The organism is Mycobacterium conspicuum (genome assembly GCF_010730195.1).
GTDB classification, from domain to species: Bacteria; Actinomycetota; Actinomycetes; order Mycobacteriales; family Mycobacteriaceae; genus Mycobacterium; species Mycobacterium conspicuum.
This window is the reverse complement of sequence record NZ_AP022613.1, coordinates 4,834,267-4,858,676: the sequence shown is the minus strand read 5'-3', so window position 1 is coordinate 4,858,676 and position 24,410 is coordinate 4,834,267. Positions and strand designations below refer to the sequence as shown.

At 70.6% G+C, this 24,410-nt stretch carries 20 protein-coding genes; 11 read left to right on the top strand and 9 right to left on the bottom strand.

Annotation, left to right across the window (positions count from 1 at the left end; translation table 11 throughout):
* Positions 1-46 precede the first annotated feature (46 nt).
* Together G6N66_RS22150 and G6N66_RS22145 are read left to right on the top strand one after the other, a co-directional pair.
* Entirely contained in the window at positions 47-1,225 is a 1,179-nt protein-coding gene (locus tag G6N66_RS22150) for a glycosyltransferase family 4 protein (protein ID WP_085231824.1), read from the top strand.
* Positions 1,222-3,348: an amylo-alpha-1,6-glucosidase gene (locus G6N66_RS22145; protein WP_085231810.1), complete on the top strand. Its 2,127-nt coding sequence runs from the start codon at positions 1,222-1,224 to the stop codon at positions 3,346-3,348. The genes G6N66_RS22150 and G6N66_RS22145 overlap by 4 nt, the downstream gene beginning before the upstream one ends.
* 22 nt (positions 3,349-3,370) lie before the next feature.
* Here the strand turns inward: G6N66_RS22145 and G6N66_RS22140 are convergent, their stop codons facing one another.
* Positions 3,371-4,510: an FAD-dependent monooxygenase gene (locus tag G6N66_RS22140; protein WP_085231811.1), complete on the bottom strand. Its 1,140-nt coding sequence runs from the start codon at positions 4,508-4,510 to the stop codon at positions 3,371-3,373.
* Between the two features lie 101 nt (positions 4,511-4,611).
* Between G6N66_RS22140 and G6N66_RS22135 the strand changes: the two genes are divergently transcribed.
* Positions 4,612-5,154 (top strand): TetR/AcrR family transcriptional regulator, encoded by a 543-nt coding sequence (locus G6N66_RS22135; protein ID WP_085231812.1) that lies wholly within the window; start codon positions 4,612-4,614, stop codon positions 5,152-5,154.
* Here G6N66_RS22135 and G6N66_RS22130 read toward each other — a convergent pair.
* Positions 5,123-6,208, bottom strand: coding sequence for a phosphatidylserine decarboxylase family protein (locus G6N66_RS22130; RefSeq protein ID WP_263987949.1), 1,086 nt, complete (start codon positions 6,206-6,208; stop codon positions 5,123-5,125). The genes G6N66_RS22135 and G6N66_RS22130 overlap by 32 nt on opposite strands.
* Positions 6,209-6,422: 214 nt before the next feature.
* Positions 6,423-7,907 carry an acetyl-coenzyme A carboxylase carboxyl transferase subunits beta/alpha gene (locus G6N66_RS22125; RefSeq protein WP_085231814.1) on the bottom strand — a complete coding sequence of 495 codons (1,485 nt, stop codon included), beginning with the start codon at positions 7,905-7,907 and terminating at the stop codon, positions 6,423-6,425.
* Between the two features lie 58 nt (positions 7,908-7,965).
* On the opposite strand from G6N66_RS22125, the gene G6N66_RS22120 reads away from it, so the two are divergent.
* The 6 genes from G6N66_RS22120 to G6N66_RS22095 all read left to right on the top strand — a co-directional run bounded on the left by G6N66_RS22120 (position 7,966) and on the right by G6N66_RS22095 (position 13,326).
* Positions 7,966-8,697 carry an enoyl-CoA hydratase gene (locus G6N66_RS22120; RefSeq protein WP_085231815.1) on the top strand — a complete coding sequence of 244 codons (732 nt, stop codon included), beginning with the start codon at positions 7,966-7,968 and terminating at the stop codon, positions 8,695-8,697.
* Positions 8,698-8,705: 8 nt separating this feature from the next.
* On the top strand, positions 8,706-9,824 hold the full coding sequence (locus G6N66_RS22115) for an MBL fold metallo-hydrolase (RefSeq protein ID WP_139825098.1): 1,119 nt from the start codon (positions 8,706-8,708) through the stop codon (positions 9,822-9,824).
* Positions 9,825-9,838: 14 nt separating this feature from the next.
* Positions 9,839-11,425: a serine hydrolase gene (locus tag G6N66_RS22110; protein WP_085231816.1), complete on the top strand. Its 1,587-nt coding sequence runs from the start codon at positions 9,839-9,841 to the stop codon at positions 11,423-11,425.
* Between the two features lie 90 nt (positions 11,426-11,515).
* Entirely contained in the window at positions 11,516-11,977 is a 462-nt protein-coding gene (locus G6N66_RS22105; RefSeq protein WP_085231817.1) for a type II toxin-antitoxin system Rv0910 family toxin, read from the top strand.
* A 66-nt stretch (positions 11,978-12,043) separates the two neighbouring features.
* Positions 12,044-12,817 (top strand): VOC family protein, encoded by a 774-nt coding sequence (locus tag G6N66_RS22100; protein ID WP_085231818.1) that lies wholly within the window; start codon positions 12,044-12,046, stop codon positions 12,815-12,817.
* 74 nt (positions 12,818-12,891) lie between these two features.
* Positions 12,892-13,326: a hypothetical protein gene (locus G6N66_RS22095; protein ID WP_085231819.1), complete on the top strand. Its 435-nt coding sequence runs from the start codon at positions 12,892-12,894 to the stop codon at positions 13,324-13,326.
* Between the two features lie 3 nt (positions 13,327-13,329).
* Here G6N66_RS22095 and G6N66_RS22090 read toward each other — a convergent pair whose 3' ends face one another.
* The 4 genes from G6N66_RS22090 to G6N66_RS22075 all read right to left on the bottom strand — a co-directional run bounded on the left by G6N66_RS22090 (position 13,330) and on the right by G6N66_RS22075 (position 18,122).
* On the bottom strand, positions 13,330-13,821 hold the full coding sequence (locus G6N66_RS22090; protein ID WP_085231820.1) for a VOC family protein: 492 nt from the start codon (positions 13,819-13,821) through the stop codon (positions 13,330-13,332).
* A 21-nt stretch (positions 13,822-13,842) separates the two neighbouring features.
* Positions 13,843-15,327, bottom strand: a complete 1,485-nt coding sequence (locus tag G6N66_RS22085; protein ID WP_085231821.1) for a carotenoid oxygenase family protein — start codon at positions 15,325-15,327, stop codon at positions 13,843-13,845.
* Between the two features lie 2 nt (positions 15,328-15,329).
* Positions 15,330-16,541, bottom strand: a complete 1,212-nt coding sequence (locus G6N66_RS22080; protein ID WP_085231822.1) for an acetyl-CoA acetyltransferase — start codon at positions 16,539-16,541, stop codon at positions 15,330-15,332.
* A 195-nt stretch (positions 16,542-16,736) separates the two neighbouring features.
* Positions 16,737-18,122, bottom strand: coding sequence for an MFS transporter (locus tag G6N66_RS22075; protein WP_269474936.1), 1,386 nt, complete (start codon positions 18,120-18,122; stop codon positions 16,737-16,739).
* A 393-nt stretch (positions 18,123-18,515) separates the two neighbouring features.
* Here G6N66_RS22075 and G6N66_RS22070 point away from each other — a divergent pair, with 393 nt between their 5' ends.
* Complete coding sequence (locus G6N66_RS22070) at positions 18,516-18,992, top strand: NUDIX hydrolase (RefSeq protein ID WP_085231827.1); 477 nt, start codon at positions 18,516-18,518, stop codon at positions 18,990-18,992.
* An 8-nt stretch (positions 18,993-19,000) separates the two neighbouring features.
* Here G6N66_RS22070 and G6N66_RS30525 read toward each other — a convergent pair whose 3' ends face one another.
* Complete coding sequence (locus tag G6N66_RS30525) at positions 19,001-21,004, bottom strand: hypothetical protein (RefSeq protein ID WP_170299637.1); 2,004 nt, start codon at positions 21,002-21,004, stop codon at positions 19,001-19,003.
* On the opposite strand from G6N66_RS30525, the gene G6N66_RS30520 reads away from it, so the two are divergent.
* A complete protein-coding gene (locus G6N66_RS30520; protein ID WP_170299636.1) occupies positions 20,936-21,532 on the top strand; it encodes a hypothetical protein in 597 nt (198 codons plus the stop codon). The two genes, G6N66_RS30525 and G6N66_RS30520, sit on opposite strands and share 69 nt — an antisense overlap.
* Before the next feature lie 282 nt (positions 21,533-21,814).
* Here the strand turns inward: G6N66_RS30520 and G6N66_RS30515 are convergent, their stop codons facing one another.
* Positions 21,815-24,358 carry a PE family protein gene (locus tag G6N66_RS30515; protein WP_170299635.1) on the bottom strand — a complete coding sequence of 848 codons (2,544 nt, stop codon included), beginning with the start codon at positions 24,356-24,358 and terminating at the stop codon, positions 21,815-21,817.
* Between the last annotated feature and the right edge of the window lie 52 nt (positions 24,359-24,410).

Genomic DNA, 24,410 nt, shown 5'->3' with positions numbered 1-24,410 from the left:
GAGACTGCTAACGCGCGCAGTGAAGTGGTGCAAGGAGGAAATGTCAATGCGCGGCGCCGATTTCGCCTTAACGACCGACACCGTGGATTCCAGTCGTCCCATCCGGATCATGCTCGTCGCGCCGCCCTATTTCGATATCCCGCCAACTGGATACGGCGGCGTGGAGGCCGTCGTGGCCGACCTCGCCGACACACTCGTCGCCCGGGGGCACCAAGTCACCGTGCTCGGCGCCGGCGAAGGCGGCACGGCGGCCAAGTTCGTGCCGCTGTGGGAGCGCACCGTGCCCGACCGGCTGGGACAGCCGTACCCGGAGGTCATGCACGCGTTGAAGGTGCGCAGCGCGATCACCCGGATCGCGGCGACCGAGGGCGTCGATATCGTGCATGACCACACCTTCGCCGGCCCGATGAATGCGCCGGCCTACCACGCGCTGGGGGTGCCGACCGTGGTCACCGTGCACGGCCCCATCGACGACGACCTGTATCCCTACTATCGGGAACTCAGTGCCGACGTCTGCCTGGTGGCGATCAGCGATCGCCAGCGGGAGTTGGCGCCCGACCTCAATTGGATAGGCCGCGTGCACAATGCCCTGCGGGTCGAGGAGTGGCCATTTCAAGCCGAAAAGGACGACTACGCACTGTTTTTGGGTCGGTTTGCCCCGTACAAGGGTGCGCACTTGGCGCTGCAGGCGGCCCACGAGGCCGGGCTTCCGCTGGTGCTCGCCGGCAAGTGCAGCGAGCCCTTTGAGAGGGAGTATTTCGAGGACTGTGTCCGGCCGTTGCTGACCGACGCCGACCATGTGTTCGGTGAGGCCGATGCCGTCAGCAAGCGAAAGCTGTTGGCGCGCGCGCGTTGCCTGCTCTTCCCGATCCAGTGGGAGGAGCCGTTCGGCATCGTGATGATCGAGGCCATGGTCTGCGGCACGCCCGTCGTCGCGTTGCGCGGCGGCGCCGTGGCCGAAGTCGTGGTCGATGGCGTGACGGGCGTGGTGTGTGACCGGGCCGAGGAGCTGCCCGCCGCGATCCGTGCGGCCCGAACCCTGGATCCGCATGCCTGCCGACGCCACGTTGCCGCCAATTTCGGTGTCGCACAGTTCGGTTCGGCGTACGAAACGATCTATCGCGACGTGCTGCATCAGGCGTCCGGCGCGCGTCGGATGAGGTCTCAAGACGTCGTCGAATCTCGCCGGCGCGGCGGTCACGACTTCCGGAAGGCCACCGCGTGACCGTGCCTTCGGCACTCAACAGCGGACCTCCGGTGTCCATCGGGGTCGGCAGCGAAACGGTGACCCTCATCGAGGGGGGGACGTTCTGTTTGTCCGACCGTCGCGGAGATGTGCTCGTCGGGACCTCCCACGGATTGTTCTTCCGCGATGCGCGGGTGCTGTCGCGGTGGGAACTCAGGGTGGACGGCCAGGTCGCCGAGTCGTTGACCGTCGAGTCGGCCGAGGGGTTCGCGGCCCAGTTCATCCTGCGCAGGGCCCCGGCCGCGGGCCGCGCGGACAGCACGCTGCTGGTGGTCCGGGAGCGGCTGGTCGCCGACGGGCTGCGGGAGACGATCCGGCTGCACAACCTGGACAAAGAGAGCACGGTGGTGTTCCTCGAACTGCACGCCGACGCCGACTTCGCCGACCTGTTCGCGGTGAAGGAGGGACGCGCGCCGGTGGCGGGTGCGGAGGCGACCGTCGTCGGCGGCGAGCTGATGCTGCGGGGGCGGGCCGACAATGTGCGGGGCCTGTCGGTGGCGGCCACCGGTGATCCGGTCGTGCTGCCCGGGTCCCTGAATTGGCGGGTGGTGGTGCCGGCGGGAGGGCAGTGGCAAACGGAAATCATGGTCCAGCCGACCTGGGCCGACCGCAAAATCCGAACCCGCTTCCCGCGCGGCGAGAACGTGCAGACCAGCGCGCCGGCTCGCAAGATCGAGACGTGGCGCTACACGTCCACGACGGTCGAAACCGACCACGCCGTCCTGGCGCGGGTGCTGCGCCAGACCGAAAGCGACCTCGGCGCCCTGCTCATCCAGGACGAGGACGGCCGTAGCTGGCCGTACGTCGCGGCCGGCGCGCCATGGTTCATGACCCTGTTCGGTCGGGACAGCCTGCTGACCGCGTGGATGGCTCTTCCGCTGGACGTGGGGCTCTCGGTCGGCACCCTGCAGCGGCTGTCGGCGTCGCAGGGGCGGTGCGTCGACGCGCTCACCGAAGAGGAGCCCGGTCGCATCATGCACGAGGTGAGGCGCGGCCCGGCCAGCGCCGACGTGCTGGGCGGCAGCGTGTATTACGGCACCGCCGACGCCACCCCGCTGTTCGTGATGCTGCTCGCGGAATGCTGGCGGTGGGGCGCCGACGAAGCCGCCGTCCGGTCGTTGTTGCCCGCGGCCGACGCCGCGCTTGGCTGGGCGGAGCATTACGGCGACCGCGACGGCGACTCGTTTGTCGAATACCAGCGCGCCACCGACCGGGGCCTGATCAATCAGGGCTGGAAGGACAGCTTCAACGGCATCAACGACGCCGCCGGCCACGTCGCCGAACCGCCGATCGCGCTGTGCGAGGTGCAGGGCTATCTGTATGCGGCGCTGTTGGCGCGGGCCGAACTCGCCGAAGCGCTGGGCGAAGCGTCGCATGCTGAGCGGTTGCGCGAGCGCGCGCGCCGGTTGCAAACCCGATTCACCGAGGCGTTCTGGTTGCCCGAAAAGGGTTGGTATGCCGTCGCATTGGATGGACACAAGCGCCCGGTCGACGCGTTGACGAGCAATATCGGCCACTGCCTGTGGACCGGTATCGCGACCGACGAGCATGCCGCCGCCGTGGTGGAGCGGCTGGCGGGCGCCGAGATGGACTCCGGATTCGGGTTGCGCACGCTGGCCACGACCATGGGTGCGTACAACCCGATGAGCTACCACAACGGCTCGGTGTGGCCGCACGACACCGCGATCGCGGTGGCCGGCCTGCTGCGGTATCGCCACGTCCCCGGGGCGGTGGAGCTGGCCGAGCGGCTGACTTCCGGCCTGCTCGACGGGGCGGCGGCATTCGGTGGGCGCCTTCCCGAGTTGTTCTGCGGATTTCCCCGTTCGCAGTTCGCGTCCCCGGTGCCCTACCCCACGTCGTGCTCGCCACAGGCGTGGGCCAGCGCCGCGCCGCTGCTGCTGCTGCGGTCCTTTTTGGGCCTCGACCCGCACGTGCCGCACCGCACCCTGTCGCTGTCGCCGCGCTTGCCCGGGGAGTGGGGCAGGGTCGCGCTGACCAACCTGCGGCTGGGCGATGCGACCGTTCAGATCGAGGCCGAGGGGGAGAAGGTCGACATTCACGGTGTGGGCGACGATTGGCGGCTGGTCACGCCTGCGGATTGACACCCGAGGGTGAGGTCCGCCCTCAACGGCGGCTCAGGCCGCTCAATTGCCACGCCAGCTGCCGTCGCACGGCGGGGACGCGCGCGGCCAGGCGCATTGCCGAATTGCGGACCGGACGCAGCGGGCGAGGCAGCGTCGCCATGCGGGTCAGCCGCCCGGTCAGCTTCAGCACCTGCTCGGCGCGCCCGCGCTGGGCGGCCGCGTAGGCGTCCAAGGCGGCCTCGTCGCCGCCGTGCAACACGTTTGACAGCGCCGCGGCCAAGGCGACGGCGTCGGCGATGCCGAGGTTCATGCCCTGCCCGCCGGCCGGGCTGTGCACATGCGCGGCATCGCCCGCCAGCAGCAGTCGTCCGGCCCGGTAGCGCTCGGCGACGCGGTGGTGGATGTAAAACCGTGTGCCCCAGAGCAATTCGGTGACGCGGGTCTGTCCGGGGCCGAAGGCCCGGGTGTCGAGCAGCCGTTGGGCGAATTCCGCCGACGGGTGCTCCGGTGCGTCTTTCGTCGGCGCGACGATGCGGTAGATGTCGTCGGGCAGCGGCGCGAGCACGGTGAGGCCGTCGTTGGCGTAGAACAGGATCACCTCGTCGCGCGGCGCCTGCCCGGTCACCCGAACGTCGGCGAGCGTGAAGGATTCGGCGAATTCACCTCCGGCGAAGCCGACTCCGGCCTGTTCGCGCACCGTGCTGTGCATCCCGTCGGCGCCGACGACGTAGCCGGCCCGGATGGTGTCGCCGTCGTCGAAGGCGGCCGTGATGCCGGTCGCGTCTTGGGTGATGCGGGTCAGGGTCTTGGGCCGTAATACCTGGCCGCCGAGTTCGTGCAGCCTTTCCAGCAGCAGGTGCTCGGTGTCGGCCTGGGAGAGCATCAGCGTGTAGGGGTGCTGGGTCGGCAGCGGGCTGAAGTCGACGGGCATCAGGATGCGTGGTCCTTGGCGCATGGTGAACCGTGGGGCGATCAGCCCGGCCTTGACCATTCGGCGTGCCACGTCGAGGTCTTCGAGCACCTCCAGGGTGCGTGCGTTCACGGCGGCCGCGCGGGAAGTGTTCTGGCCCTCGGGCAGCTTGTCGACCACGATCGCGCGGTTGCCCTGGGCGATCAGGGACGCGGCCAGCGTGAGGCCGGTGGGGCCGGCGCCTACCACCAGGACGTCGGTGTCGTTCATGGTGGGCTCCTCTCTCTCGGAAAGTCAACGCTTGTTGACCTGACTCCATGGTGGCGCGCATTGGCGTGAATGTCAACAAGTGTTGGCCTACACTTGTTGACATGCGTAGAACGTCGGATGAGACCAAGGCCGTCATCCTGGCCGCCGCCCGCGAGCGGTTCGGCACCTCGGGTTTCCAGGGCGCGACGATCCGGGCCATCGCCGCCGACGCCCGGGTGGACCCCGCAATGGTGATGCGCTACTACGGCTCCAAGGACAAGCTGTTCGCCGCGGCGGCCGAGTTCGACCTCGCGTTTCCCGATTTGGCTGGGATTGGCCCTGCCGAGGTGGGGCGGTCGCTGGTGCGTCATTTCCTCGAGCGCTGGGAGGACGAGGCGCTGGTGATCCTGCTGCGGTCCAGCGCCACCAATGCCGAAGCGGCGCAACGGATGCAGGAGATCTTCGGGACGCAGTTGCGCCCGCTGGTGGCCTCCTTTGTGGCGGCTGACGAGGCCGGTGTTCGGGCCGGGCTGATCGCTTCGCAGATTCTGGGTATGGCGTTGTGCCGCTTCGTATTACAACTTCCGCCCGTCGTCGCGATGACGAACGACGAGGTCGTGGAGTGGCTTGGCCCTACGATCCAGCGCTACCTTGGTCTGTCTTAGCGGTGGCCAGTTTCGCGTTGACCAGCATCAGCGGCGCGTTGGGGTCGTGCGGCTGGGGAATCGCCGCGAGCGCGAAATCGGCGATGACGCCGGGGCGAAAGACCAGGCAGTGGGTGGACCCGCCGAACTGGAAGTAGCCGAGTTCCTCGCCCTTGGCGACGTGGTAACCCGACGCGATGTTGGGATGGACGACACAGGTGGACACGTCCGACATGCCTACCGGCACGAAGGCCACCAGTCCGATTGTCGGGTTGTCGGCCTCGATGAGGATGATCGCTCGCGCCGCCGTATGTGCCATGTAGCCTTGCGAATTCGTCGGCTCGACCGCGGCGGCGCCTTCGGAGTCGGCCTCGGAATAGTAGGTGCCGTCCTTCACGAAAGCCCGCACGATCGTGCCGGCGACGGGGCTGTGCCACCGGTGGTAGTCGGTCGCGCTGAGGAAGGCCTGATAGATGGTTCCGCTGACGAACTGGTCGGCCGCCTCGTCGTGGGCGAGCAGGTCGAGCAGCGAATAGGGCTGGCTTTTGATCCAGAATTGGTCCTGGCGTTGCACGTCGGTGGCCAGGCCGTACGGCGTCGACTCGCAGGGGTTGACGATCACGGCGTCGTCGTCGGGATCCGCGACGGGACGCTGGCCGTCCTTGAAGCGGCGGGTGAAAAAGGCGTTCCAGGAGGCGAAGCCCCAATATTGGTCGGCGGGGTCGTGCTCGAACTGCTCGATGCCGATGGCCTGTTGAGCCGCAGCGCTTTTCCAGCCCGTCGGTGACTCGTTCAGCACGTACAGCGAGTCGGGGCTGTCGAGGAATTCGCACCAGGCGTTCAGGATCTTCTTCAGCATTGCGTTGATCCGGGGGTCGCGGTACGCGGCGAACCCGGCCCGCGTGCCCATCGTCCAGTCCAGGATCGCCCCGAGCGGCGTGGCCACCATGTTGCCGCCGAATTCGGGTGCGGTCCTAAGGACCTCGTTGATCAAGCGCAGCAGCTGCGGCACGCTTTCCAGGTGCCGCGTGCGGTACTGCTTGGTGTCGGGCACCTGGGAAATCATTTGATTCATGTACATCCCGCACGACCGGATCGGTGTCGATCAGCTGCTGGAATTCGACGAGCACCGGGTGAAGCGCGACGTCCTCGCCCCGGGCCTCCGTCCGCTTGCAATGCCCGGCGAGCCACGACTCCAGATCCTCTTGTTGTTCGGGCAACCAGCCGGCCCGGCGGAGGATATCCATGGACGTCATGGCCAGTCGGATACCCGCGTCCGCGCGTTGGAATCAGGGCAAGCCGATGCTGCGGTAGCGCCGCAATCGGGTGGCGAGGCGTTCGGCGGCGGGTATTGCGCGCAGTCCGTGCACCTCGACGGCGATGGCAGCGGAGAGTCGTCGGGAAAACTCGATCGGCTCGTCGGCGGCGTCGGGATGCTCGGGCACGATCGCGTCGACGATTTTCGACTTCAGCAGATCGGCCGACCGAATGCCTTGGGCCGCAGCCAGTTCCGGTGCGTGAGCAATGTCGCGGAAGACGATCGCGCTGGCACCCTCGGGCGGGAGCGGCGCCAGCCAGCCGTGCAGCGCGGCCAGCACCCGATCGGCGGGCACCATCGCCAGCGCCGGCCCGCCGCTGCCCTGACCCAGCAGCACCGACACCGTCGGGGTGTCCAGCGTGACCAGCTCGGCCAGGCACTGCGCGATCTGGCCGGCCAGCCCGCCCTGCTCGGCCTCGGCCGACAGCGCGGGGCCGGCGGTGTCGATCACCAGCACCAGCGGCAGGCGCAGCTCGGCCGCCAGCGCCATGCCGCGCCGCGCCTCGCGCAGCGACGCGGGGCCTACCCCGCTTTTGTCTGAGCCGCCCGGACCGCGCTGCTGGCCCAGCACCACCGCGGGCTGGCCGGTGAACCGGGCCAGCGCCAGCAGCGTCGTCGCCGCCTCGCCCTGCCCGGTGCCGGACAGCAGCACTAGGTCGGTGGCGCCGTGCTTGAGCAGGTGGGCAACGCCCGGCCGGTCCGGACGCCGCGATGCCAGCACGGAGTCCCAGGCCTGGATGTCGGGTACCGGCTCGGGTGCCTGCGGCGGCGGTGGCGGTGCGGGAGCGTCGGCGATCACGGTCAGCGCACGGTCAAGCGTTCGGCGCAGGTCTTGGAGCGCGACGACGGCGTCGATCACCCCGTGCCGCTGCAGGTTCTCCGCGGTCTGGACGCCCTTGGGGAAGGGTTCGCCGTAAAGCTGTTCGTAGACCCGCGGGCCGAGGAAGCCGATCAGGGCGCCGGGCTCGGCGAAGGTGAGATGACCCAGCGAGCCCCACGATGCGAAGACCCCGCCGGTGGTGGGGTGGCGCAAGTACACCAGGTAGGGCAGATGGTCCTGTTTGTGCAGCCTGACGGCCGCCGCGATCTTCACCATCTGCAGAAACGCGACCGTGCCCTCCTGCATGCGGGTGCCACCCGAGCTCGGTGAGGCCAGCAGCGGCAGTTGTTCGGCCGTGGCGCGCTGTACCGCGGCGGTGATGCGTTCGGCTGCCGCCACCCCGATCGACCCGGCGAGGAAGTCGAATTCGCAGACCACCACCGCCACCCGGCGTCCAAATACGCGGCCCTCGCCGGTGAGCACCGACTCGTCACGGCCGGTGGTCGCCCGGGCCTCGGCGAGTTCGCGTGCGTACGACTCGTTCACCGGCAGCTTGAGCGGCGGGCTGTCCCAGCTGACGAATGAGCCCTCGTCGAGCACCGCGTCCCGCAGTTGGTCGGTCGTGATACGGCTCACCCTGTGAGGCTAGATGGCGTCGGGACGGGGCGTCCTGCGCTTATATATCCTGGCCCCCATGATCGGTGTCACCCAGGCCCAAGCGGTCACGACGATCGAGTTGCAGCGGCCCGAGCGGCGCAATGCGCTGAATTCGCAGCTGGTCGACGAGCTGCGGGAGGCCGTGCAGAAGGCCACCGCCGAGGACGTCAGGGCCGTGGTGCTGACCGGCCAGGGCACGGCGTTCTGCGCCGGCGCCGACTTGAGCGGCGACGCGTTCGCCGCCGACTACCCGGACCGGCTTATCGAGCTGCACAAGGTGATGGACGCGGCACCGATACCGGTGATCGGCTTCATCAACGGGCCCGCCATCGGGGCCGGGCTGCAGCTGGCCATGCAGTGCGATCTGCGGGTGGTGGCAGCGGATGCGTTCTTTCAGTTTCCGACGTCGAAATATGGTCTGGCTCTTGATAACTGGAGCATACGGCGGCTTTCGTCGTTGGTCGGTCACGGCCGCGCCCGCGCGATGCTGCTCAGCGCCGAGAAGCTGACCGCCGACACGGCGCTGCAGACCGGGATGGCCAACCGGATCGGCACCCTAGCCGACGCGCAGGCCTGGGCTGCCGAGATCGCCGGCCTGGCGCCGCTGGCGATCCAGCATGCCAAGCGCGTGCTCAATGATGACGGCTCCATCGAGGAGCCGTGGCCGGAGCACAAGGAGCTCTTCGACAAGGCTTGGGGCAGCCAGGATGTGATCGAGGCGCAGGTCGCCCGGGTGGAGAAGCGACCGCCGAAGTTCCAAGGAGCTTAGGGGGGTTCATGCTGCGCTCAGCGCTGCGACTTGCCGCCGGCGCAGCCTCGCTGGCCGGGGGCGGGTGGCTGTTGCGGGCGCTGCACGGTTCGTTCACGGCGGTCGGCGGCGATCCCGCAGCGATTGCGGCTGTGTGCGCCGGGTCTCCCCACTACCGCGACGGCGTCTTCGAAAACCTGGATCCCGCGTCGGTAAGCCTCATGGACGGCGAGCAATTGGCTCTCATCGCGTGGGAGTTGCTCGGCCCCCGCAGCGAAAGCCGACCCAAGGGGCCGATCCCGCTGGCCGCCCCGGCGATCTACCGCGGTGACGCCAGCCGGCTTGCCGTCAGCTGGTTCGGTCATTCGACGGCATTGGTGGAGATCGACGGCTACCGTGTGCTCACCGATCCGGTGTGGAGTGATCGCTGTTCGCCATCGGATCTCGTTGGGCCGCAACGGCTTCACCCTCCGCCGGTGCAGCTGGAAGGCCTGCCCGCCGTCGACGCGGTGATCATCAGCCATGACCACTACGACCACCTCGATATCGACACGGTGCTGGCGCTGGTCCGCACGCAGCGGGCCCCGTTCTTCGTGCCGCTCGGCGTCGGCGCACACCTGCGCGCGTGGGGCGTCCCCGAGCATCGCATCGTCGAACTCGACTGGAATCAAAGCGCTAAGGTCGACGAGCTCACCGTCGTCTGCGTGCCGGCGCGGCATTTCTCGGGACGCTTCTTCACCCGCAACAACACGCTGTGGGCGTCCTGGGCGCTGATCGGCCCGTCGCAGCGGGCGTATTTCGGCGGCGACACCGGCTACACCAAGAGCTTCGCGCAGATCGGCGACGACCACGGGCCGTTCGACCTGACGCTGTTGCCCATCGGCGCCTACAACACGGCGTGGCCGGACATTCACATGAATCCCGAGGAGGCGGTGCGGGCGCACCTGGACGTCACCGATTCGGGCTCAGGGCTTTTGGTCCCGATCCACTGGGGCACCTTCCGGCTGGCGCCGCATCCGTGGGCCGAGCCGGTGGAGCGCGTGCTTGCCGCGGCCGAGCCCTCGCAGGTGCAGGTGGCGGTGCCGCTGCCGGGCCAGCGCATCGATCCGGCCGGGCCGTTGCGGTTCAACCCGTGGTGGCGGCTCTGAACTAAAGTTCGGCCATGCCGAAACACGCTGCGGTGGTCGTTCTGGTCCTATTAATACTCACCGGATGCCGACCGGGGCCGCCGGTGGCCGTGTCGCCGCCCTCCCCTTCGCGGTTGTCCGATGCGCCTCCCTCCGAGGTGTCCGGCGTCGACATCCCCGCGGGCCGCATCGACGACGCGGTAGCCAAGGTCGACGGCCTGGTTGCCGACCTGATGAAAAGCAGCGGCATCCCCGGCATGGCGGTGGCGATCGTGCACGGCGGAAAGACGCTGTACGCCAAGGGCTTTGGTGTTCGGGATGCGAGCAAAGGTGATGGCGCGGACAACAAGGTCGACGCCGATACCGTGTTCCAGTTGGCGTCGATCTCGAAATCGGTGGGTGCGACCGTGGTGGCTCATGAAGTCACCGACAACGTGGTCGGCTGGGACACGCCGGTGGTGGGCAAGCTGCCGTGGTTCGCGTTGTCCGATCCCTACGTCACCAGCACCGTGACCGTCGCCGACCTGTACTCGCATCGGTCCGGGCTGCCCGATCACGCCGGTGACCAACTGGAGGACATGGGCTACGACCAACGCCAGACGCTGGAACGGATGCGGCACCTGCCGCTGGCGCCGTTTCGAATCAGCTACGCCTACACCAACTTCGGCCTGACCGCCGCCGCCGAAGCGGTGGCCGCCGCGGCCGGCACACCGTGGGCGGACCTGTCCGACGAGGTGCTGTATCGCCCGCTGGGGATGGCGTCGACCAGTTCGCGGTTCGCCGATTTCCTCGCCCGGCCCAATCACGCCGTCAACCACGTCAAGGTCGGGGACAACTGGGAACCGCGCTTCCAGCGCGACCCCGATCCGCAGTCTCCCGCCGCCGGGGTGAGTTCGTCGGTCAACGACATGGCCCGCTGGCTGACGATGGTGCTGGCCAACGGGACGTACGACGGCCAGCGGATCACCTCGCCGGAGGCCCTGCTGCCCGCCATCACCCCGCAGGCCGTTTCGGTGCCCCCGACGAATCCCAAGGCGCGGGCCAGTTTCTACGGTCACGGCTTCGCCGTGAACGTGAACTCGTCGGGGCGCACCACCCTCAGCCATTCCGGCGCCTTCGTGATGGGGGAGGCGACCAACTTCGTGGTGATGCCGTCCGAGGACCTCGCCATCATCGCCCTGACCAACGCCGCGCCGTTCGGCGTGCCCGAGGCGCTGACCGCGCAATTCATGGATCTGGTGCAGTACGGCCAGATCCGCGAGGACTGGGCGGCGCTGTACAAGAAGGCGATCGGTTCGATCAACAACCCGGAGGGCTCGCTGGTCGGCAAGCGGCCCCCGGAGAACCCCACCCCGCCCAGGCCGCTGAACGACTACGTCGGCGTGTACAACAACGACTACTGGGGTCCGGCCACCGTGACCGCGCATGACGGCGCGCTGCAGCTGGCCCTCGGGCCGAAAAACCAGACGTTCACCCTGACGCACTGGGACAGTGACATCTTCACGTTCACGTTGACAAACGAAAACGCGCCGCCCGGAACGATTTCCAAGGCGACATTCGCCGGCAATGCGCTGAATTTGGAGTATTACGACGAGAACAAGCTGGGAACGTTCACCCGATGATCCCGGTCTTTGTGCGACCCGACACCAGCCCGGTTCCGTACGGCGGGGGTGGACGTGCGGCCGCTGCGGGCACGTTAGGCTCGGTGGCATATGGCGAAACTCTCCGGATCCATCGACGTGCCGCTGCCTCCCGAACAGGCCTGGAAGCACGCGTCGGATCTGTCCCGATATAAGGACTGGCTGACCATCCACAAGGTATGGCGCAGCCCGTTGCCCGACGTCTTGGAGAAGGGCACGGTCGTCGAGTCCTACGTCGAGGTCAAGGGCATGCCCAACCGGATCAAGTGGACGATCGTGCATTACAAGCCGCCGCACGCGATGACGCTGAACGGCGACGGTGTCGGCGGGGTGAAGGTCAAGCTGATCGCCAAGGTCGAGCCCAAAGGCGACGGCGCGGTCGTGAGCTTCAACGTGCACCTCGGCGGGCCGGCGTTGTTCGGGCCGATCGGCATGGTCGTCGCCGCGGCGCTGCGCAGCGACATCCGCGAATCGCTGCAGAACTTCGTCACGGTGTTCACCGGTCCCGACCCGAGCACCAACGGGCACCGATGAGTTTGCGGGTCGGCGGGAGTCGGTACGAGTAGCCCCGCTCCGGGGACCTACACCAAGGAGGTCATCGTGCCCATCCGTAACGGCGCTCCCGCGGGCGCCCCCTGCTGGCTCGATCTCGCGTCATCGGACGTCGAGCGCGCCCAGGACTTCTACGGCACCGTGTTCGGCTGGACGTTCGAATCCGCCGGAGCCGACTACGGCGGGTACATCAACGCCGCCAAGGACGGCCATCCCGTCGCCGGCATGATGGCCAACAACCCCGAATCGCAGCTGCCCGACGGCTGGAACACCTACTTCGACACCGCCGACATCCACGCGACGACGGCGGCGCTGACGGCGGCCGGCGGCTCGGTGTTCATGGGACCCCAGCAGGTGCCGGCCAAGGGCTTCATGGCCTTTGCGACCGACCCGGCGGGGGCGTTCTTCGGTTTGTGGCAGCCGCTGGAGCACCGCGGCTTCGAGGTGATCGGCGAAGCCGGCGCGCCGGTGTGGCACGAGCTGAGCACGCGCGATTATGGCGCCGCCGTCGACTTTTACCGCTCCGTGTTCGGGTGGCGCACCGAACAGGTCTCCGATACCGACGAATTCCGTTACACCACAGCATCTTTCGGGGATCAGCAGCTGCTCGGCGTGATGGACGGGGCGGCGTTCTTGCCCGACGGGGTGCCGTCGCAGTGGGCCGTGTACCTCGGGGCCGAGGACGTCGACAAGACGCTGCAGGTGATCACCGAGCACGGCGGCGCGGTGCTGCGTGCGGCCCAGGACACCCCGTACGGCCGGCTGGCTTCCGCGGCCGACCCGACGGGCGCGGCGTTCAACCTGTCGTCGCTGCGGGGCTGAGGTTGGGCGCGACGGCACGCTGACGTGGCGCTCAGTCGCACCGCTCACGGTCACTGTCGGCTAATCTCGCAAGCATGACTCGGCGCCTGCACCCCGGTTGGCTGGTGGCGCTGTTCGGCCTGGTCGTGTGGGGGAGCGCGTGGATGCCGTGGCTGACGACGACCGTCAACGGCGGCGGCTGGGCCAGCGCCATCGGCGGCACCCACGGCAACCTGCGACTGCCGGCGCAATTCGGCCCGGGCCAGCTCATCGTTGTGCTGTCCGCGACGCTGCTGGTGGCCGGGGCGCTGTTGGGCCGTGGCCTGTCGGGGCGGTTGGGTTCCGTTGCCGCACTAATCATTTCGCTGCTGATCGCGGCCGTGACGGTGTGGTATTACAGGCTCAATGTCAGCCCGCCGGTGGCGGCGGAATATGGGCTGTATGTCGGTGCGGTCGGCGCGGTGTGCGCGGTGCTCTGCTCGGTGTGGGCCGTGGGCGCCGCGCTGACGGCTGGCCGAGCCAGCCGGTGAGGCTCAGGCCGACGGGAACGCGTGGCTGCCCGAGGCACCGCTATCGGCGGGCTCGTTGACGCCATAGACGAAGGGCGCGAACACCACTTCGCGCCCGTCCGGGTCGCGGTAGGTGACGGCTCCCGTCGCCTCCCAGTACGGATGCTGCTCAACGGGTTTCAGCCCGGCCTGCTGCAGGCGGGTGATCGCCAGCTGCTGTGCCTGCCTGTCGGGGAAATAGAGGCAGAGCTGTTCGTGGCTGTCTACGGCGACGGTGTCGACGGCCTCGACGATCTCCATCGTCAGGTTCCAGCTGGGCAGGCCGAAGATCGCGCCGTTGCTGCCGTAGCTGGCCGCGAACGTCTCGTACAACGGCAGGCCGACCAGCTCACGGTAAAACCGCACCGTCTCTTCGAAATGAGACGAGCGGCGCGCGAAGCGGATGGAGCCTATCGGTGCCAGCTCCTTGGGCCAATGCGTATTCCGATGCTTGTTTTGTTCCACCGTTACTCCCATGCATGCTCATATGGGTCTGGGTTACACGTTCCAGCGCCGCAATTCCGGACCCGCTACCCAGGCCGAATGTGTGCCACTGGAAACCCGTTCCGGCAGTTGCAGTTTGCACACCGGACCGTCGGCGACCCGGGCGGCGTCGAAGACCAGGCAGTAGGACGCGTCGGCGTTCATGTCGGTGGTCACCGTGACGAGGTAGCCGTCGTCCTCGCTCTTGCTGCCCACCCTGGGCGCCATCTGCGTCTCGCTGCCGTAGACACCTTCGCCGAACGAATAGCCCTCAACCCCACCGGTGTGCAGGTCGTGTTTCACCAGCCCGTCGAACAAAAACCAGCTCGGCTTACCGGTTGCGGCATACGTGTAGCGGTAGGGTCCGCCCGCGTAGTCGGCGTTGATCGTGCCGAACTCGGTGATCGCCTCGCACAATTGCTCTTCTTTCACCGCGCCGGTGACCAGGTTGAAGCGCCACCGGTGCAGGCGGGTCTGCAGACGATCGAGCGCTAGAAAGCGAAAAAGCTTGTCCCACTTCGATCCCCCGGTGTCCAGGGGCTGTGGCGAGCCCTCGAAGAACCCGTCCAGCACGATCTCGTCGCCGTCCTCGTAGGCGTTGGTGAAGTGCAGCACGAACGTCGGATCGGCCTCAAACCAACGGATGTCGCCGGTGGAACCTCGCCGCGGGAGGACCGCGAACCGCGACGGGATGTCCGGATAGAACCGCGGCAGGTGGATGTCGTGCTCCAGCAGCGATGGGTCCCAGAACAACGGAAAATCGTTGAGGATCACGTAGTTTTCGGTGAATGCCATGTCGTGCGGCAGCCGCGGCCCGGGCAGCGGGACGTCCACATAGTGCGCCAGCGAGTTGCCGGAGTCGACGACACCGTAGCGCATGTACGGCTCCTGCTTGCTGTAGTTGAAGAACAGCAGTTCGCCGGTCTTGTTGTCCACCTTCGGATGTGCCGACACACCCCAGTCGACGGGGAAGCCGCCGTTCCAGGTTTCCTTGCCCAGCGTGCTGGCCGAGTACGGGTCGATCCGGTACAGGTCGCCGCACTGGTAGAAGCTGGTCAACGCCACACCGCGGTGCACGATGACGTCCGTGCTCGACGCGTCCTTCATCAAAGTTCGCGCGCCCCAGCCCTGTTCGCGCTGGGCCAGTTGCACCGGCTCGGCCAGACCCGGCCACAGCGGGCCGCCCGCCTCGTTCTCGGCCAGAAAGCCGTCGGTGCGGATAAAGCGGTTGCGGTAGAACGCTTTTCCGTCACGGAAACCGACCACGTGCACCATGCCGTCGCCGTCGAACGGGTGGTAGTTCTTGAACGCGGGATGCAGCGGATTCTCGGTGTTGCGCAGATAGATGCCGTCCAAGTCACACGGGATCTCGCCCTCCACCGCGGTGAGGTCGTCGGCGTCGTACTCGGTGGTCTGGGGTCGCCACGGGCCGGTCCGGTAGGGGTGGTCGTCGTCCTCGGGCAGTGTCGAGAGAAACTTACCGACAACCTCAACGTCCATCATCAAATGCCTTTGCTGACAACGAAACTGACGGTGGTGGCCGTGCTGCCACCAAAATTCAAGGTGCCGAAGTTTCGAGCCCCTTCGACCTGGTAGTCGCCGGCGACGCCGCTGACCTGCTTTGCCGCGTCGAGCAGCATCCGCACACCGGACGCCCCGACCGGGTGTCCGCCGCCGATCAGCCCTCCGCTGGGGTTGATCGGCAGCCGGCCGCCGATCTCAATCTCGGCGTTCTCGATGGCCTTCCACGATTCCCCCGGACCGGTCAGCCCGATGTGGTCGATCGCCAGGTACTCGCTGGGCGTGAAGCAGTCGTGCACCTCGAACCCGTCGACGTCATCGAGGGTCACCCGCGCCCGGCGCAACGCGTCCAGTACCGCCAAGCGCACGTGTGGCAACACATAGGGGTCATCAAGAGCGCGGTCGAGTTTCTGCCGCAGCCCCAGTCCCACGGTCCGGTGTCCCCAACCGTCGATGCGAGCAACGGGGCGCGCATCCGGATGCTCGCGCAGGTAGGCGTCGCTGACCAGAACCAAACCCGCGCCGCCGTCGGTCATTTGGCTGCAGTCGAAGCGCCGCAGCCGGCCCTCGGTGATCGGGTTGATCGCATCGTCGTCGGTGATCGGGTCCGGCACGCGCCAGCCGCGGGTCTGCGCGTTGGGGTTGCGCCGCGCGTTGGCGAAGTTCAACTGCGCGATCGCGCGCAGGTGCGCGTCGTCGAGCCCGTAGCGCCGGTCGTATTCGTCGGCGACTTGGGCGAACATCGACGGCCACAGGTAGCGGGCCTCGGCTCCCTCATGCCCGGTCCACGCCGCGGCGCCCAGATGCTGGGCCGCGGTGTCGCCGGGCACCGTCTTCTCCAGTTCGATCCCGACGACGAGCGCGCTGTCGTAAGCGCCGGAGCGTAGGTCGGCCATCGCGGCCAGCGTCGCCACGCTGCCCGACGCGCACGCGGCCTCGTGCCGGGAAGCGGGCGTGTCCCACAGCCCGTCGCACACCGTGGCCGGCATCGCCCCGAGATGGCCCTGCCGGGCGAACATCTCACCGAAGGCGTTCGCGACATGGACGACCCCGATATCGGCGGCGTCCACCTTCGCCGAGGCCAGGGTGGCATCGACGACCTCCGCGGTCAGGGCGGCGAAGTCCCGGTTCTCCTTGCTGAGATTGCGCGCGAAATCGCTTTGGTATCCGCCGAGAATCCAGACGCCATCCATAACGCGCACGGTACTCCGCATCGGTGCTGTGGAGTCCGCGGTATGGGCGGTCCCGTCGGCTCTCGGGCTGAACCGACGGGACCTCGGCGAGCGCGACAGCCGGCTGCCGCCCCCAGCCTCTCAGCACGCATTGCCCCGATCACCGATTGACAAACATCCCCGGCAGACACCGAAAGCGCCGGAAAGCGCGGATGACTAATCGGCGGCGGCCGCGGCGGCGGGTCCGGCGGCGACCGTCAGACGCTGAGCATCGGCCAGGTCGACGGCCGCCAGATCGATGCCCTTGGTTTCGCGCGAGGCCAGCACGGCCAGCATGGTTATCGCCGTGCTGACCCCCAAATACCAGCCGATGGGCACCGCGGATTTGTACGTCTCGAGCAGGCGGACGGCGATGATCGGAGCCAGTGAACCGGCCACGATCGAGGTGACCTGATAACCCAGCGACACCCCGGAATAGCGCATCCGGGTGGGAAACATCTCCGCCATGGCCGCCGGCTGGGGCGCATACATGCATCCGTGGAAGACCAGACCGATGATGACCGCCGACATGATGATCGCGTTGCGTCCGCTGTCCATCATCGGAAACGCGAAGAATCCCCAGGCGAAGCCGCCGGCAGCCCCGACCAAATAGATTGGGCGCCTTCCGAATCGGTCGCTGAGACGCCCGGCCAGCGGGATGACCACGAAGTGCACGGCATGGGCAACCAGTAGCCACTGCAGGATGGCCTTGGTGTTGGCGTGCACATGCACCTTGAGATAGGTGATCGAAAAGGTGACCACCAGGTAGTACATGGTGTTTTCGCCGAGGCGCATGCCCATGGCGGTGAAGACGCCGCGCGGGTAGCGCCGGAATACCTCGACCAGACCGAGCGAGCGGGTCGTGATTTGTTGGGCTTGTCGCTGCGCTTCGACGAAGATCGGCGCGTCGGTGACCTTGGTGCGGATGTAGTAGCCGATCGCGACGACGATCGCCGACAACCAGAAGGCCACCCGCCAACCCCAGCTCAGGAAGGCCGCGTCGGGCAGGGTTGCCGTCAGGATCAGCAGCGCCACCGTGGCCAGCATGTTGCCGCCGGGCACGCCGGCCTGCGGCCAGCTGGCCCAGAAGCCGCGGCTCTGGTTGGGGCTGTGCTCGGCGACGAGCAGGACGGCGCCGCCCCATTCGCCGCCGACGGCGAAGCCCTGAATGAAGCGCAGCACCACCAGCAGGGTCGGCGCCCAGTAGCCGATCTGCGCGAACGTGGGCAGGCAGCCCATCAGAAAGGTGGCGGCGCCCACCAGCAGCAGGCTGAACTGCAGCAAGCTCTTGCGTCCGTAGCGATCACCGAGGTGGCCGAAGACGATCCCGCCGACCGGACGGGCCGCGAAGCCGACGGCGTAGGTCACGAAGGCGGCGAGGATGGCGTCGAGATCGTTGCCGCCCTTCGCGAAGAACACCTTGCTGAATACCAGCGTGGCCGCGGTGCCGTAGAGGAAGAACTCGTACCATTCGACGATGGTGCCGGCCATGGATGCGGCCACCACCCTGCGAAGGTATGCCTGTTCGCCCTCGATCCGCTTGGGCCGCAACTCATTACGCACTGTTCTCCTTGGCGAAACGCCCACCCTGGGCTCTGACCGGCGCGGATGGCAGCGTACCTGGCCTGGCGGCGTGGCGCAGGGTGTTCGCCGAGGTCGGTGCTGGGGCGGCGGGTGGGTTGGGAGCGGCTTTGACAGGCCGCCCCCGTTTTGTGGTCCAACCAACCCGCCACCGTATGGCAAATATCGGAGCCCGGAATACGGACCACCTGCACAACGAGTCACCCGCACGCCGCGCCGACGAACCGCGCCGGTCCGGAACGTGACCTCGGAATGAACGACATGCTCGACGTTAAAGGCAATGAATGTCAACGACTTTCGAAAATTCGTCTGATGGACACGAAGTCGCGCGCGTCTGCGGGACGCTCAGCGAGTCGCAGCAAATATCGTGTGTTCATGCGTGATGACGGCAACGGATGGGTGGTCTCGGCCGACGGCAATCGCCATTGGGGCCGCTACGGGGCGGCCGGTTTGTTGTTGCGTGCCCCGACGCCCGACGGCGCACCGGCGGTGCTGCTGCAACGCCGAGCGTTGTGGAGCCATCAGGGCGGCACCTGGGGGCTGCCCGGCGGCGCCCGCGACAGCCATGAAACCGCCGAGCGAGCGGCGTTGCGCGAAGCCCACGAAGAGACCGGGATCCGCGCGGATCAGATCGCGCTGCGCGGCTCGGTTGTCACTGCCGCGCCGGTCGGCACCGACTGGACCTACACCACCGTCATCGCCGAGGCCGCCGAGCTGCTGCCCGTCGTGGCTTGCGTCGAAAGCGCGGAGCTGCGCTGGGTCGCCGAGCCCGACGTGGCGGACCTGCGGTTGCATCCCGGCTTGGCCGCGAGCTGGCCGACGCTGCGCGGGATGCTGGCGCTCACGAATTAGGCACGCGGCTAGGGGCCGCCGGTGCCCCCGCTGCCGCCGGTGCCTCCGGTGCCGCCGAAGCCGCCGAGGGTGCCGATTGGGCCGGTGCCGGGGAAGCCGCTGCTGCCCGCGCCGCCGGGTCCGCCGGCGCCGCCGGTGGGCCCGGTGCCGCCGGTGCCGCCGGTGCCACCCTGGCCGCCATGCCCGCCCGTACCGGGAGTGTCCGCCGGCGTGTTGGTGGCACCACCCAGGCCGCCGCCACCGCCGGCACCGCCGACGCCGCCGGTGCCGCCAGCACCAGTGCCGGCGGTGCCGCCCGTGCCGTCGGCGCCGCCGGCACCCCCGTTGCCGCCGGCGCCGCCATCTCCGCCGTTGCCGGCGTCATTGTTGAACACGGTGTCGATGTGGCCGATGCCGCCGCTGCCGCCGACACCGCCGGCGCCGCCCTGGCCGCCGCTGCCGTTGTTTGCGCCGGCGACGGCGGAGCCGCCTTGGCCGCCCTGGCCGCCGTCGCCGCCGTTGCCGCCGGTGCCGCCGGCAGCGCCCGGCGCGCCGACGGTGGGTAGGCCGCCGATGCTGTCGAAGCCGCCGCTGCCGCCGACGTTGCCCGCGCCGCCGGTGCCGCCCGTGCCGCCCGTGCCGCCGGTGTGCCCGACGATGGTGGTGGCGCCGCCCTGGCCGCCGGCCCCGCCCGTGCCGCCGGCCCCAGCGGCGCCGAAGGTGCCGCCGCTGCCGCCGATACCGGCCAGGCCGCCAAGCCCGCCGAGGCCGCCGGCCCCGCCGGTGCCGCCGGTGCCGGCGTCGTCCGTGCCGTCGTCGGCGTAGCCGAGGCCGCCGGTGCCGCCGGTGCCGCCCTGGCCGCCGGCCCCGCCGTCGCCGTTGGTTGCACCGGTAACGGCGCTACCGCCGACGCCACCGAGGCCGCCGAAGCCGCCGCGGCCGCCGCTCGAGCTGATGCCGGTGGTCGCGCCCGTGCTGCCGGTGCCGCCTTGGCCGCCCTGGCCGCCGTCGCCGCCCTGGCCGCCGGTGTCCCCGGCGAAAGTGGTCAGGCCGCCGAAGCCGCCGGTACCGCCGTTGCCGCCGACCCCCGCGGCCCCGACGACGCCGCCCGTGCTGCCGGTACCGGCCGCGCCGGCGCTGCCGCCGTTGCCGCCGACGCCGCCGTTGCCGCCGACGCCGGCGTCGTTGGCGCCGCTGTCGGCGGCGCCCGGACCGCCGGTGCCGGCGTTGCCGCCGGCCCCGCCGGCCCCGCCGTTGCCGTTCAGGCCCGCGGTGCCGTGCGCGGCCGCCCCGCCGGATCCGCCGATCCCGCCCATGCCGCCGTCTCCGCCATTGCCGCCATTGCCGCCGACACCACTGTTCAGCCCGGCGGCGCCAATTTGACCGTTGCCGCCGACACCGCCGGCGCCGCCGGCGCCGCCGGTGCCGCCCACCCCGCCGTTGCCGGCTATCGAGCCGCCCTGCCCGCCGTTGCCGCCGTTGCCGCCGGTCCCGCCGTTGCCACCGTTGGTGCCGCTGCCGGCCGTGATCATGGAGTAGGTGCCGGCCAGCCCGGCCCCGCCGGCGCCGCCGTTACCGCCGGCCCCGCCGTTTCCGTATTCCCCGCCGTTGCCGCCGGCCCCGCCGTTGCCGCCGGTACCGCCCGGGGTAGTGGCGTTGAGGCCCGCCCCGCCCTTCCCGCCGTCGCCGCCGGTGGTGACGGCGGTGCCGTCGTTCCCGTCGGCGCCCGCGGTGCCGCCGGTGCCCCCGGTTCCGGCCGCGCCGCCGGTGCCGCCGGCGCCGAAGGTGCCGGGGTTGCCGCCATTGCCGCCGGCTCCGCCGTCGGGGTTTGCGACGGTGCCGGCCGCGCCGGTCCCGCCGGTGCCGGCCGTGCCGGCGTTGCCGCCGTTGCCGGCGGCCCCGCCGTTGCCGTTGGTGCCCGCGGTGCCGTGCGCGGCCGAGCCGCCGTTGCCGCCGTTGCCGCCGTGGCCCCCGACCCCGCCGTTGCCGCCGTTGCCGGCGTCGCCGCCGGCGCCGTTGTTGACGCCGGCCACGCCGGCCGCGCCGGGTGTGCCGAACCCACCGTTGCCCGCGGCGGCGCCGATGCCGCCGTTACCTCCGGCACCGCCGTTGCCGGATATCGAGCCGCCCTGGCCGCCGGCCCCGCCGTTGCCGCCGTCGCCGCCGTCGCCGCCGTCGCCGCCGATGGCGCCGGCCGCGCCGAACCAGCCGTTGCCGCCATTGCCGCCGGCCCCGCCGTTTCCGTATTGCCCGCCGTTGCCGCCGGCGCCGCCGTTGCCGCCATCGGCGCCCGCGGTGGTGGCGTTAAGGCCGGCCCCACCCTTGCCACCATTGCCGCCGGTGGTGACCGCGGTGCCGTCAACCCCGCTGGCGCCCGCGAGGCCGCCGGTGCCCCCGGTGCCGGCCGCGCCGCCGGTGCCGCCGGCACCGAAGGTGCCGGGGTTGCCGCCGTCGCCGCCGTCCCCGCCGTCGGGGTGCGCGGCGGTGCCGGCCGCGCCGGCCGCCGTTGCCCGGCGTGCCGGCGTTGCCGCCGTTGCCGGCCGCGCCGCCGTAGCCGTTGAGGCCCGCGGTGCCGTGCGGCGCTGCGCCGCCGGCTCCGCCGGCTCCGCCGTTGCCGCCGGCTCCGCCGTTGCCGCCGTTGCCGCCGTCGCCGCCGGCGCCGTTGTTCACGCCGGCCACGCCCGCCGCGCCGGCTGCGCCGGTGCCGCCGTTGCCTCCGGTGAGGCCGGCGCCGCCCCAACCGCCGGCGCCGCCGTTGCCCGATATCGAGCCGCCCTGGCCGCCGGCCCCGCCGTTGCCGCCGTTGCCGGCGGCCCCGCCGTCGGTGCCGTCGCCGCCCGCGGTCAGCCCGTTGGTGCCGGCCGCGCCGAACCAGCCGAGGCCGCCGTTGCCGCCGGCGCCGCCGTTGCCGACCGATCCGCCGTTGCCGCCGTTGCCGCCGTTGCCGCCATTGGCGCCGGCGGCGGCGGTGGTGTAGCCGGCTCCGCCGTTGCCGCCGTTGCCGCCGCTGGTGACCGTGGCGCCGCTATGTCCGTTGGCCCCCGGGAGGCCGCCGGTGCCCCCGGTTCCGGCCGCGCCGCCGGTGCCGCCGGCGCCGACCGCGCCGGGGTCGCCGCCGTTGCCGCCGTCTCCGCCGTCGGGGTGCGCGGCGGTGCCGGCCGCGCCTGCGCCGCCGTTGGCCGGCGCGCCGGCGTTGCCGCCGACCCCGCCGGCCCCGCCGTAGCCGTTGAGGCCCGCGGTGCCGTGCGGCGCGGCCCCGCCGGCCCCGCCAACCCGCCATTGCCGCCCGCCCCGCCGTTGCCGCCGTCGCCGCCGTCGCCGCCGGCACCGCCGTTGACACCGGCCACACCGGCCGCGCCGGCCGCGCCGGTGCCGCCGTTGCCTCCGGTGAGGCCGGCGCCGCCAAAGCCGCCGGCGCCGCCGTTGCCGGATATCGAGCCGCCCTGGCCGCCGGCGCCGCCGTTGCCGCCGTTGCCGCCCGCGCCGCCGTCGCCGCCATTAGCGCCCGGGGTGGTGGCGTTGGTGCCGGCCGCGCCGAACCAGCCGAGGCCGCCGTTGCCGCCGTTGCCGCCGTTGCCGACCGATCCGCCGTTGCCGCCCGCGCCGCCGTTGCCGCCATTGGCGCCCGCCGCGACGGTGGTGTAACCCGCTCCGCCCTTACCGCCGTTGCCGCCGGTGGTGACCGTGGCGCCGCTATGCCCGTTGGGGCCCGCGAGGCCGCCGGTGCCCCCGGTACCGGCCGCGCCGCCGGTGCCGCCGGCGCCGACCGCGCCGGGGTCGCCGCCGTTGCCGCCGGCCCCGCCGTCGGGGTGCGCGGCGGTGCCGGCCGCGCCGGCGCCGCCGTTGGCCGGCGCGCCGGCGTTGCCGCCGACCCCGCCGGCGCCGCCGTAGCCGTTGAGGCCCGCGGTGCCGTGCGGAGCGGCCCCGCCGGCTCCGCCAGCTCCGCCGTTGCCGCCGGCACCCCCATTGCCGCCGTTGCCGCCGTTGCCACCGGCGCCGTTGTTCACGCCGGCCACGCCCGCCGCGCCGACCGCGCCGGTGCCGCCATTGCCTCCGGTGAGGCCGGCGCCGCCCCAACCGCCGGCGCCGCCGTTGCCGGCTATCGAGCCGCCCTGGCCGCCGTCGCCGCCGTTGCCGCCGTTGCCGGCCGCGCCGCCGTCGCCGCCATTGGCGCCCGGGGTGGTGGCGTTGGTGCCGGCCGCGCCGAACCAGCCGAGGCCGCCGGCCCCACCGGCCCCGCCGTTTCCGTATTGTCCGCCGTTGCCGCCGGCGCCGCCGTTGCCGCCGTTAGCGCCCGCGGCGACGGTGGTGTAGCCGGCCCCGCCCGCGCCGCCGTTGCCGCTGGCTATGACGCCGCCGTTGGCTCCGTTGGGGCCCGCGAGGCCGCCGATGCCCCCGGTACCGGCCGCGCCGCCGGTGCCGCCGATGCCGACGGCGCCCGGGTCGCCGCCGTTGCCGCCGGCCCCGCCGTCGGGGTGCGCGGCGGTGCCGGCCGCGCCGGCGCCGCCGTTGCCGGCCAGACCGGCGTAGCCGCCGGCGCCGCCGGCCCCGCCGATACCGTTGGCGCCCGCTGTGCCGGCGGGCGCGGCCCCGCCGGCCCCACCGGCTCCGCCATTGCCGCCGTTGCCGCCGGCGCCGCCATTGCCGCCATTGCCGCCGGCGCCGTTGTTCACGCCGGCCACACCGGCCGCCCCGGCCATGCCCGCGCCGCCGTTGCCGCCGGCTCCGCCCGCTCCCCCAAGTCCGCCGTTGCCGCCGTGACCACTCAGCGTTCCGCCGCTACCGCCGTTCCCGCCGGCTCCGCCGTTGCCGCCGTTGGTGCCCGCCGCGCCCGCCACGCCCGCGGTGCCGGGCGCGCCGGACCCGCCGTTGCCGCCTTTGCCGCCGTTGCCGTGCATGCCGGCGTTACCCCCGTTGCCGCCGGGCAAGCCGGAACCCGCCGGCTGGGAATAGCCATTGCCGCCGTTGCCGGACAAGATCCCGCCGTCGTACCCGTCGGGGTGGGCTGCGGTCCCGTTGGCGCCGTTGCCCACCATCGGACGCCCGGTGAGCGCCTCGGTCGGTTTGTTCACCACGGCCAGCGCGCCGCGCCGCACGGCCGCCACGGCCGAAGCCTCGGCGGCCGAATACGCGGCGCCGCCATGCGCCAGCGTTTGGACAAACTGGGCGTGGAACGCGGCCGCCTGCGCGCTGAGCGCCTGGTAGTCCCGGCCATGACCAGAAAACAGCGACGCAATCGCGGCCGACACCTCATCGGCGGCTGCCGCCGCTACCTGGGTAGTCGGGGCGGCCGCCAACACATGAGCCGAGTTCAGGGACGAGCCGATGCCCGCCACATCCGCTGCGGCTGCCGCCAAAATCTCCGGTGCTGTTATGACAAATGACATTGCAGGCCTCCTACGTGGTCAATTGACCATCGAAACGGCCGCCCCGCCCACC